This window comes from Streptomyces sp. NPDC007157, assembly GCF_040634235.1.
In the GTDB taxonomy this organism is placed as follows: domain Bacteria; phylum Actinomycetota; class Actinomycetes; order Streptomycetales; family Streptomycetaceae; genus Streptomyces.
Genome location: NZ_JBEYFE010000028.1, coordinates 130,602 through 141,501, shown reverse-complemented (window position 1 = coordinate 141,501; position 10,900 = coordinate 130,602). Strand labels below are relative to the sequence as shown.

9 protein-coding genes and 1 pseudogene are annotated in these 10,900 nt (G+C 69.6%); 5 read left to right on the top strand and 5 right to left on the bottom strand.

From position 1 onward, the window contains the following. Window positions 1-146 precede the first annotated feature (146 nt). Window positions 147-1,922, bottom strand: a complete 1,776-nt coding sequence (locus tag ABZ642_RS37620; RefSeq protein WP_360493077.1) for a tannase/feruloyl esterase family alpha/beta hydrolase — start codon at window positions 1,920-1,922, stop codon at window positions 147-149. Window positions 1,923-2,156: 234 nt separating this feature from the next. Here ABZ642_RS37620 and ABZ642_RS37615 point away from each other — a divergent pair, with 234 nt between their 5' ends. The 3 genes from ABZ642_RS37615 to ABZ642_RS37605 all read left to right on the top strand — a co-directional run bounded on the left by ABZ642_RS37615 (window position 2,157) and on the right by ABZ642_RS37605 (window position 5,938). Then, on the top strand, window positions 2,157-2,846 hold the full coding sequence (locus ABZ642_RS37615) for a TetR/AcrR family transcriptional regulator (RefSeq protein ID WP_360493075.1): 690 nt from the start codon (window positions 2,157-2,159) through the stop codon (window positions 2,844-2,846). Window positions 2,847-3,144: 298 nt separating this feature from the next. After that, window positions 3,145-4,692 (top strand): MDR family MFS transporter, encoded by a 1,548-nt coding sequence (locus ABZ642_RS37610; protein WP_360493072.1) that lies wholly within the window; start codon window positions 3,145-3,147, stop codon window positions 4,690-4,692. Between the two features lie 100 nt (window positions 4,693-4,792). Further along, complete coding sequence (locus ABZ642_RS37605) at window positions 4,793-5,938, top strand: NAD(P)/FAD-dependent oxidoreductase (protein WP_360493069.1); 1,146 nt, start codon at window positions 4,793-4,795, stop codon at window positions 5,936-5,938. A 348-nt stretch (window positions 5,939-6,286) separates the two neighbouring features. Here ABZ642_RS37605 and ABZ642_RS37600 read toward each other — a convergent pair whose 3' ends face one another. The 4 genes from ABZ642_RS37600 to ABZ642_RS37585 all read right to left on the bottom strand — a co-directional run bounded on the left by ABZ642_RS37600 (window position 6,287) and on the right by ABZ642_RS37585 (window position 9,602). After that, window positions 6,287-7,015: a hypothetical protein gene (locus tag ABZ642_RS37600; protein ID WP_360493066.1), complete on the bottom strand. Its 729-nt coding sequence runs from the start codon at window positions 7,013-7,015 to the stop codon at window positions 6,287-6,289. Window positions 7,016-7,017: 2 nt separating this feature from the next. Beyond that, the gene (locus ABZ642_RS37595) at window positions 7,018-8,043 is read right to left on the bottom strand and encodes an alcohol dehydrogenase catalytic domain-containing protein (protein ID WP_360493063.1); all 1,026 of its coding nucleotides are present in this window, start codon (window positions 8,041-8,043) and stop codon (window positions 7,018-7,020) included. Window positions 8,044-8,316: 273 nt separating this feature from the next. Then, window positions 8,317-8,772 carry a nuclear transport factor 2 family protein gene (locus ABZ642_RS37590; RefSeq protein ID WP_360493060.1) on the bottom strand — a complete coding sequence of 152 codons (456 nt, stop codon included), beginning with the start codon at window positions 8,770-8,772 and terminating at the stop codon, window positions 8,317-8,319. Continuing rightward, window positions 8,760-9,602: an NmrA family NAD(P)-binding protein gene (locus ABZ642_RS37585; RefSeq protein ID WP_360493057.1), complete on the bottom strand. Its 843-nt coding sequence runs from the start codon at window positions 9,600-9,602 to the stop codon at window positions 8,760-8,762. Before ABZ642_RS37585 ends, ABZ642_RS37590 begins: the two co-directional genes overlap by 13 nt. An 86-nt stretch (window positions 9,603-9,688) precedes the next feature. Between ABZ642_RS37585 and ABZ642_RS37580 the strand changes: the two genes are divergently transcribed. Both ABZ642_RS37580 and ABZ642_RS37575 read left to right on the top strand, forming a co-directional pair. Further along, window positions 9,689-10,657, top strand: a complete 969-nt coding sequence (locus ABZ642_RS37580; protein WP_360493100.1) for an AraC family transcriptional regulator — start codon at window positions 9,689-9,691, stop codon at window positions 10,655-10,657. 36 nt (window positions 10,658-10,693) lie between these two features. After that, window positions 10,694-10,865, top strand: a pseudogene (locus ABZ642_RS37575) (SDR family oxidoreductase); the annotation flags it as partial. Window positions 10,866-10,900: the final 35 nt, after the last annotated feature.

Below are 10,900 nucleotides of genomic sequence, written 5' to 3'. Positions count from 1 at the left end.
CGGGCCCCCCGTCCCGCGGGCCCCGCGCCCCCCCCCCCCCCGCCCCCGGGCCCGGGTGCGGTGGGGGCCCCCCCCCCCGCGCCCCCGGCGGGCCCCCCGCCCCCCCGGGGGCCCGCGACGGTCTCGGCGCTCGGGGTGGACCGGTGTCAGGACCTGCCCTTGGTGACGAGCCACTTGCCGCCGACCCAGTTGCCGACCGTCTCGTAGCCGGAGCGGAAGGAACCGAGCCAGTCGAGCTTCAGGCCGGCCTCGGCGGTGGACCTGACGGGGGTGTAGCTGCCGGCGTCGGCGGCCGAGCCGCCCGTGGTGTTCCTGGCGTAGTACGGGAAGGGATAGACCGGACGGGAGGCGGTGGTGTTGCCGCCGCTGTCCACCGACCTGGTCGTCAGGCTGTCCGGGGCGTCGCCCGTGGTGACCCAGTCGGTGATCGCGGTCAGCGCGTCGAAGGTGTCCGGGCCCTGGCCGCCGCCGCAGTGCGCGACACCGGGAAGCAGGAACAGCCGGGCGAAGCTCTTGGTGGCCGCCTCGCCGCCCATGGCCTTCTCGACCGCCTTGTAGTAGGCCATGGTTCCGACCGAGGGGATGTGCTGGTCACCCAGTCCGTGCCAGAGGATCAGCTTGCCGCCGGCCTTCTTGAACGCCCTGAGGTCGGGGTCGGTGGCGTCGTACATGCCCTCGTTGGGCTGCATGACCTTCTTGTAGTAGGCGGCCGTGAACTTGATGTCCTTGTACGTCAGGGCCGGCTGCGGGCTGTCGAAGACCTGGTAGCGCAGGGTCTCGCGGACGAAGCCGATGTCACCGGAGGCGCCGGTGGCGGTGGCCGGGGTGATGATCCCGGCCCAGTTCAGCTCGGAGCCGCGCAGTTGGTAGCCCGGGTAGAGCAGCCTGCCGTGCTCGTCGGTCGGCCCGGCGTAGATCCGGCGCAGGGTGGTGACCTGGTCGGCGGTCAGGCAGTAGGCGTCGGAGGTCGAGGTCCGGCCGGCCCCGCACCGGATGGTGCCCGGGTCCCAGGTGCAGCTCAGCGGGTCCGCGATGATCCCGTCGGCGGGGGCGCCGCAGCCCTTCAGCACGGCCTTGTGCAGGTCCGCGAGGTCGGCGTTGGTGAGGGTCGCCGGGCCGCCGTCGAGGTAGACGGACTGGGCGGTCCAGGCGTGCGAGAAGGTGTTCAGCGCGGTGAAGTTGTTGGCGGGGGCGCCGGCGATGACGCCGTCGAAGTCGGTCGGATAGCGCTGGACCTCGGTGAGGGCCTGGTGGCCGCCCTGGGAGCAGCCGTCGAAGTAGGAGTGGGTGGCCGCCTGCCCGTAGTACTTCTCGATGATGGCCTTGGACGCCTGGACCAGCTCGTGGTCGGACTTGTAGCCGAAGTCGGCGCGCAGCGTCGGGTCGCTGGAGAAGAGCCCGCCGCCCTGGTAGTGGCCCTCGTCGCTGGAGGCGACGGCGAAGGCGCCGGTGGTCAGCGGGACGCAGCCGGTCGAGGCGGGCGCGTTGGTCACGTTGGTGTTGCCGCACAGGCCGCCGCAGCCGACCTGGAGGTAGTTGGCCTGCCAGCCGGTCTCGGGCAGCTTGATCTCGAAGTGGATCTGCGGGGCGATCACGCCCTTGACGTCACAGGCGGCCCAGTTGCCGAGGGTGTTGCCGCTCGCGGCCAGTTCGGTGGCGGAGGTGATCTCGAAGGGGACGCCGGGGACGGCGCTCGCCAGGTCCAGCTGGGCTGTCCCGGAGCAGGACATGGCCGGCGCGATACCGGAGGAGGTGCTGCTGGTCGTCGTGGCGTTCGCCGAGGTCGAGTCGGCGGCCTGCGCGTTGCCGGTCGCACCGTAGGCGAGCGCGAGGCTCGCACCGGTCACGAGCGCCATGGTGGCGGCGAGGGTGGCCAGGAAGACCGCCGACTTCGCCCTCCACCATCTGAACAGCTGGAGCATGCTCGGGTCTCCGTTCGATCGCCGGATCGGAAAACGTGCGGGACGCCAAGGCGGCGGGGAGGACCGGGGGCCGCTCCACCTCGACAATGGCTGTACGGCGCAGGAACGTAGCCTTCCGGCAAACTCGGCGCAATACTTGTCGACCAAATTGTTGACGATTCCGTCACCGAGGACGCCGGCCGGACCGTGCGACACGCCGGGCCTGGGTACGAACATGTTCGGTAGGCTCGTGACATGACCGCCCGACCTCAGCCCCTCAGCCGCCGTGAGCGCCCGGCCAAGCCGGCCCTGACCCGCGACGGGATCGTCGCGACCGCGGTCCGGGTCATGCGTGCGGAGGGGCTGGAGCGGGTCACGATGCGCCGGCTGGCCAAGGAACTCGACACCGGCCCGGCGTCGCTGTACGTGTACGTGGCCAACACCGCCGAGCTGCATGCGGCGATCCTCGACGAACTGCTGGGCGAGGTCGACCTGGGGCCGGCCGCCGAGGGCGGGGACTGGCGCGAGCGGATCGAGGCCGTTCTCGCTTCCTACAGCGACCTCCTCCACCAATACCCGAGCCTGGCCAGGGCGGCACTGGTCGCCCGGCCTTCGGGCCCCAACTACCTGAACCTGCTGGAGGCGCTGCTGGCGCTGCTCAGCCTGGGTGGCGTACCGGACGGCCAAGCAGCCTGGGGTGTGGACGTACTGCTTCAGATGGCCACCGCCAGTGCGGCCGAGCACGCCGGGCGGGACGGCTCGCCCGACACCGAGGAGGAGTGGAACGCGGTCGCCACCGCCGTGGAGAACGCCTCCGCGGCCGATACGCCGCACGTCGCCGCGCTCGGTTCCGAGCTGCTGTCGGGGACTCCGCAGACGCGTCGGACGTGGCAGATCCACATGCTCCTCAATGGCATCCTGCACACACCACGCGTCGCATCCTGACCTCCCAGGCGGCCCCATGCGTGCGGGTCCCGCGGCAGCGGGCAGGGGCCATTTCGGCGCGAGCACACCGAGCCCACAGGGGCCCGCCGTGAGCGGCATCCGTCTGCGCCACCGCCAGCAGGGCTCGTAACGAGCTCCGCTCACCCTCCGGACACACCGTTCCCCCGCGCAGTCGGTACGCCGATCGCCCGGAGCAGGACCCACGCTCCTCACACCCACTGACGAACTTGTTCGTCCCGAACATGTTCGTTACGGTGGTGGTGTCCACCTCCCCCGTTCCCGAAAGAGGTGAGCTGCCATGTCCGCATCCACCACACCCGCGGCCGACGACACGTCCGTCGTGCCGAAGAACATCCGCTGGGTCCTGCTCGGCGTTCTGACGGCGATGCTGCTGTCGATGCTGGACGGCCTCATCGTCGGTACCGCGATGCCCGTGGTCGTCGCGGACATCGGCGGCATCGACCACATCTCCTGGGTGGTCACCGCCTACACCTTGACCGCTGCCTGCTCCACTCCGGTGTGGGGCAAGCTCGGTGATCTGTTCAACCGCAAGTACCTGTTCCTGGGCTCGATCGTGGTGTTCGTGATCGGCTCGGCGCTCTCCGGCCAGGCGTCCTCGATGGGCGAGCTGATCGGCTTCCGTGCTCTGCAGGGCATCGGGGCCGGCGGCCTGATGGCTGGGGCCTTCGCCCTGATCGGCGTGCTGCTGCCGCCCCGCGAGCGCGGCAGGTACCAGGGCATGGTGGCGATCATCCAGGCCGTCGGCAGCATCGGCGGCCCGCTGGTGGGCGGCTTCGTCACCAGTCACCTCGGCTGGCGCTGGGCCTTCTACATCAACATCCCCCTCGGCCTGATCTGCCTGGTGTGGTGCGGGATGCTGCTGCACGTGCCGACCTCCCGCCGCGGCAAGGTCGTCATCGACTGGCTCGGCATCACCCTGATGACCGCGATGATCAGCACCATCGTCATGGCCGCGACCTGGGCCGGCAGCACCTACGCCTGGACCTCCTGGCAGATCCTGTCGCTCGGCGCAGCCGCCGTACTGCTCCTCGCAGCCTTCATCGCGTCCCAGAAGCGGGCCGACGAACCTCTGCTGCCGCCGCGGATCTTCACCGGCCACCGAAACTTCCCGATCTCCGCCGTGCTGCTGATCGTCGCCGGTGTGGCCATGTTCGGCGGCACGCTGTACCTGCCGCTGTACCAGCAGAGTGTGCAGGGCGCGTCCGCCTCCGACTCCGGGCTTCTGCTGCTTCCGATGATGGCCGGCACCGTCGCCGCGTCCCTGGTCGCGGGCAAGGTGATGACGAGGACCGGCAAGTACAGGATCTTCCCCGTCGTGGGTACCGCCTCACTCGCCATCGGCATGGGGCTGCTGTCCACCATGGACACCACCACTTCCCGCTTCGCCACCAGCGCCTACATGGTGCTGGTCGGCGTAGGCACCGGCTTCACCATCCAGATGGCCAACACCATCGCCCAGAACGCTGTCGAGCTGAGGGACATGGGCGCCGCGTCCGCGGCCACCGGCCTCTTCCGCACCCTGGGCGGTTCGCTCGGCGTCGCGGCCCTCGGGTCCCTGTTCACCCGCGCCGTCCAGGGCCACGCAGGTGCTTCGGCCGAGGGCGGCCGCACGGACATCTGGGCCGAGGGGGTGTCCCGGGCGGCCAAGGACGCCTACCTGCACGCGGTGGCCCACGGCACCCAGCAGATCTTCCTGGTCGGCGCCCTCTGCGCCGCAGCCGCCTTCGCCGCCGCGGTGTTCATCGAGGAAGTCCCACTGCGCGGCAAGCCCGGCAGCGCGCCGAAGCCGCCGAAGCCCGAGGCCGAACCGGCCAGGACCGCCTGACCCACCCACCGGGCGACGCTCAGGCCTTCCCTCCCATCCTCCCGGGCACGTAGGTGCCGGGACCCTGCCACCGGCTCAGGCTGGTGCGAAAGGAATCACCATGAACACCCACCACCCCATCGCCATCGTCGGCGCCGGACTCGGCGGACTGACCCTGGCCCGCGTCCTGCACACCAGGGGCATCGAAGCAGTCGTCTTCGACCTGGAAGCCGGCCGGCGCGCCCGCACCCAGGGCGGCATGCTCGACATCCACACCTACAACGGTCAGGTCGCCCTGCGCTCCGCCGGCCTCTACGACGGCTTCCGCGCGCTGGTCCACACCGGTGGCGAAGCCACCCGCGTAGTCGACAAGCGCGCCACCCTCCACTGGGAAGAGGCCGACGACGGCTCCGGAGACCGTCCCGAAGTCGACCGCGGCCAACTGCGCGACCTCCTGCTCGACTCGCTGCCCGAGACCACCGTCCGGTGGGGCCACAAGGTCACGGCTGCACGCTCGCTGGGCGACGGCCGGCACGAGGTCACCTTCGCTGACGGCACCGCCCACACCACCGATCTGCTCATCGGCGCCGACGGGGCCTGGTCCCGTATCCGGCCCCTGGTCTCGGACGCCCGGCCCGCCTACACCGGCATTTCCTTCATCGAGACCAACCTCCTCGACGCCGCCGCCCGCCACCCGGACAGCCTGGCCGTCGTCGGAGACGGTGCGCTGTTCGCGCTCGCCGAGGGCAAGGGCTTCTTCGCCCACCACCAGACCGACGGCAGCCTGCACATCTACACCGCGCTGCGGGTGGCCGAGGACTGGCTCGACGCCATCGACTTCAGCGACACCGAAGCCGCCAAGGCAGCCGTGCTCGCCCAGTTCGACGGCTGGGACGACAGCCTCACGGCGCTGCTCGCGACATCGGACACCGCCCTCGTACCTCGCAAGATCAACAACCTGCCCATCGGCCACCGCTGGGACCGCGTCCCCGGCACCACGCTGCTCGGTGACGCCGCACACGTCATGTCACCGTTCGCCGGTGAGGGCGCCAACCTGGCGATGCTGGACGGCGCCGAACTCGGCGAGGCTCTCGCCGAGCACGAAGGCGACACCGAGAAGGCCCTTGCCGTCTACGAGGAAGCGCTCTTCCGCCGCAGCAAGGAGAAGGCCCGGGAATCCGCCGACGGGCTCGAGCTCTGCTTCGGCCAGGACCCGATCGACGAACTCATCAGCATCTTCAGCGCGGTGCGCGAGGACACCGACTGACCCGCCCATGGGAGCGAAGGCCCTTCCCGGCGACGTCGCGTGGCCGACGACGGTGACGGCAGCCGGCTTCCCCTCACCCGCGCGACTCTCGGCGAAGCACCGAGGCGTTCGGCGGTTGACCGCACCGCGTGCTCGGCGCCCGCTCGGTTCCGGCCCAATGGCGACAAGCGGTACATATTATCTTCAGATGGTTGGTCATATTGCCGTAAAGGTCTTCTTCGACACGGTGTTCGGCACACTGCTCGCCTGAGCACATGGGGCGCTTCTACGGTCCCACGGCCCGAGGGCGCGACCACCGAGCCCCCAGCCGCGGACGGCCGGGGGCTCGGTGTCGCGGTGCACCGCACGTCATTCGAGCGTGATCTTGTCGAGGTCGATGGTGACGAGCAGCAGGTCCAGGTCGGGCGTTCCGTCTTCGTCGAGGGCGTAGACCCGCCGTTTGGTCGGGACCTTGATCCCGTCGAACTCCCGGTACTCCGAGGGGTAGTGCGCGGCCGGGCCGCCCGCGACGACCTCGGCGTTGTAGTCGTGGCGTTTGAACAGACCGTCGCTGCCGATGTAGAAGGTCTGCTCCTTGGAGTGGGTCGCGATGCTGTCGGGGAACGTGACCTTCAGCCGGCGCCATGTCTGCCCGTCCTCCTCCCAGTGGGTCAGCTCCTCGGTCGTGAAGCCGGGCATGGTGAAGGAGAAGGGCGCGGTCAGATACGTCCACATGGCGTATCCGGCGAAGTACGCCAACTGCAGTTCGTCCCAAGGAGTTTCGAGGACGTGCCCGGCGAAGGAGCCCCGCGGGTCGCTCCGTTCGGCCAGGACCTCGCCCGAGTCGGTCTCGATCGCGACGCGCTTGGCGGTGAGGGCAGTACGCCGGCCCTCCTCCCTGATCGGGAAGTGGCTTGCGAACTGGCTGTGCAGGTCGACGCGGACATGGGCGTCGGCGAGGACGCCTTCCTGCCCTTTGAGCCCCCACAGCGGTCCACCGTTGCGCAGGTGCGCGGTGAGAGAGGTGAACCCGTTCCACCGGTCGAGGCCGCCGTGCGCGGCGATGGTGAGGTCCTTGAGGCTGTTGTTCTCATTCATTGTCAGACCGCCATGTTCAGAACGATACGGAAACGGGCTTGGCCGGACATCATGCGCTCGTACGCCTGGGGCGCCTGGGCGAGCGGCATGACCTCGGTCATCGGGCGGACGTCCCGGGCCTTGGCGAACCGGAGGCTGTCCTCGTTGTCGATGGAACTGCCGGTCAGGCTTCCGGCGACCGTGCGGGTGCCGAAGATCAGGTCGGTGGTCCGCACCTGGATCGGGTCGGCGGCGGCACCCACGACCACCATGCGACCGCGCGGCGCCAGTCCGGCGACGAGCGGTGACATCGAGGTACCGCTCGCGGCGGTCGCGACGACGGCGGCCGCGCCGCCCAGCCTCTGCAACTGCGCGCCGGCGTCACCGGTGGAGCTGTCGATGTAGTGGTCGGCGCCGAGCCGCCTGGCCAACTCCGCCTTCCCCGTGCCCCGGGCGATCGCTGCGATCGCTGCGACGCGGAATCCGAGCTTCTTCGCGTACTGCACGCCCAGGTGCCCGAGACCGCCGATACCCTGCACGGCGACCAGCGCGCCCGGGACGTGGTCGATCTGCCGGAGCGCGCTGAACACCGTCAGTCCCGCACACAGCAGCGGCGCCGCGTCGATGGAGCCGATCCCCTCAGGAATCCGGACCAGGCCGCCGGCCCTGGCGATCATCGACTCCGCATAGCCGCCGTCGACGTCGGTGCCCGTCTGCGGCTGGTCCGCGCAGTTGACGAAGTCCCCGCGCCGGCAGAAGTCGCACACTCCGCAGTGACCGCCGAGGTATCCCACGCCCACCCGCTCGCCGACCCGCCATGTCGTCACCCCGGGCCCGATCGCGTCGATCACACCGACGACCTCGTGCCCGGGAACCACCGACGCGGACGGGTCGGGCCGCATGCCCTCGACGGCGACCACGTCGGAATGGCAGACGCCGCACGCCTCGACCCGCAGCCGCACATGCCCCAGCGGCGGTTCCTGCTCCTCACGCTCCACCAGCTCGAACCTCCGCGTTCCTGTGACCTCGAAAGCTCGGTATGCGGACATGGCACTCCCTCGTGATCAGTGGTTCGCGCGCCGGACCCGCTCACGAACGCAGTCCGCGAGCAGTCGCCGCATCCATTCAATATGACCGGTCGTCTTGACTTCACATTGTCGGGTCTCCCTGGAGGCGTCGAGTGAACCGAGGACACCGCCGGCTCCACCGTCCGGTCGTCCGTCCGGTCGTCGATGAGTGACTCTCTCGGCGTTCGTCCGACCCACCGCTTCTCGGCGGGGCAAGCTGATCGCTCAACCGGGGAGCCGCCGCGAGAAGACCAGTCACGGTGCGGGCCAGCCGATCGCGTCGAAGACTGCGACGGGGTCCAAGTAGTCCCGCCAGTGCGTGACTTTGCGGTCCTCGATGGTGATCACGGAGACGAAGTGGTTGTCGTAGGCCCGCCCGGTGCGGACCGCCTGTCCGTGCACCGCGTACTCCAGCACGATCACCGATGCCTCGCGATCACGATGAACGGCCAGTGCGTCCGCGCTTCGCAGGATCATGGTGCTGCCATAGCCGCCGTACAGCTCGGCCACGGCCCGGCGCCCCTCGACCCGTCGCGGGTATCCGGGAACCGAGATCACGTATTCGAAGACGACGTCCTCGGCCAGGAGATCGAAGAAGTGCCGTCCGTCGACGAAGCCGGCCAGTCCTTCTTCGATGATCCGGAAGAAGGGGTCCAGCGCCGCGTAGTGGCCGTGATCGAAGTCGTTGACGGACACGGTCACCGGGTCCACGCGGCAGCGTTCCGCCGAGCGAACTCCTGGAAGGTGGTCGGCGGTCTGCCCGTGACCTTCTCGATGTCGTCGTTCGGCCGGGACCCGTTGCCGGAGCTGATGGTCTCTGTCAGCCAGCGGAGCATCACGGCGTAGTCGCCGGGTACGAGGCCGGCGGCGACCGCGCCGCCGATCCAGGCGTCGACGTCGATGTCGTTGTGGGTGACGGGTCCGCCGCTCACCTCGGCGATGACGGCGGCGACCTCGCCGACCGTGAGCGACTGCGGGCCGGCCGGTGTGTACTGCGCGCCGGCATGGGCGTCGGGGTCGACCAGCGTCTCGACCGCGACCGCGGCGATGTCCGTGGCATCGACGAAGGCTTCCGCGCCGCCACGGGTCGGTACGGTGATGGCGCCGTTCATGACCGGCACATGCTCGTCGGCGAAGTTCTGCATGACCCATGCGGGACGCAGGACGGAGTGGGTGAAGGCTCCCCGGCGTGCCAGGTCGAGCTCGACAGCCCGGATGTCCACCTCTGGTGGCGCCTGTTCACTGCCGTGGGTGCTGAGGTAGGTGACGTGCCGTACCCCGGCTTCCGCGGCACGGTCGAGGAATCCGGACACCAGGTCGGCGTACGTGATCCGCAGGACGGGCGTGACGAGGTAGACGCGGTCGACGCCGTCCAGGGCACGGGCGTGGGTGGTCGGGTCGTCCCAGTCGAACCGCACGTCGGCGCCGTGGCGCGAGGCCGTACGCGCGCTCAGGCCCCGCTCGATGAGTTTCCGCGCGACCAGCGATCCGGTTCGACCGGTACCACCGAGCACGAGTGTCGTCTGCTGTGCATTGAACATGGCTCCATCGTGAGATCCCTCGCTGAGCGAATCAATGCGTGATCCGCGCCCGTTCTTTGTTTCAAACGCTCATTCAATTGACCCACGTGACCGTACTGCTCCATGCTCGTCGCATGGACCTGCTGTACGACCATCTCGCGCGGGCGCGTGCTTCGGGCGCTGTCTTCGCCCGCACGGTGGCCACACCTCCCTGGGGGTTGCGGCTGGGGGGCTCCATCCAGCTTGCGGTGCATGCTGTCGTACGGGGGCGCGGGTGGCTGTGGTTCGACGACACCTCCCAGAGCCCGATGGAACTCTCGCCGGGTGACGTGACACTCGTCCGCGGAGGCCCCGATCACTACATCGGCCATGAGCCCGGTGCCGACTGCCTCGAACCGGAGGAGTTCCGGGCACGTCACGATCCGGATGATCCGGACGCCTCAAGGGCGACGGTGTTCCTGTGTGGCGCCTACCGGTTCTCGGGGGACATCGGCAGCGCCCTGCTCGACGCACTGCCTCAGGTGCTGCCCCTCTCCGCGGCCGTCGGCGATCCCCTGCGCGACGTGATCGACCTGCTGTCCCGCGAACTGGCATCCCCCGAGCCGGGCCACCCCACCGTGCTGGACCGGCTTCTCGACATACTTCTCGTTCTCGCCATCCGCACCAGCTTCCGCCAGAGCAGCACCGCACCCCGCTGGTACCGGGCATCGACGGATCCCCGGCTGAGCGCGGCACTGCAAGCCATGCACGAGGACGCCGGACACCCCTGGGCGGTCCCCGAACTCGCCGAGCTCAGCGGACTGTCCCGGGCCGCCTTCGCACGAACCTTCCGGAACGCACTCGGCCAGACCCCGATGCACTATCTGACTGACTGGCGCATGGCCCTGGCCCGCGACCACCTGCGCGACGGCGAGCTGAGCCTGGCCGAGATCGCCGACGCGATCGGCTACGGCTCGCCCTATGCCTTCGCCGCGGCCTTCCGACGCCACCACGGAACCCCGCCCGGAGCATGGCGGCAACAGGAGTCGGCCCACACCAGCAGTCCGGTGGCCGACGACCCCATCCACCTCCGCTGACACCCACACGCCTCGGCCGCACCTGTCGGAGCCGGCGTGAGGGGCATGCTCTTCACCGTCCCAAAAGGCGCTTCCGCTACGGAATGACGGAGCCTCAGTGATCCTCACCGGCTCCACCGCGGCGGGTTCCGGTGGCGAAGCGTTCGGCGTCTATGCCGCGCCGAAGGCAGCCATCCGTTCTTTTTCCCGAACCTGGGCCAATGAGCTCAGGTTCTCCGCGCGCTTCAGCGTGCTGCGCGCACC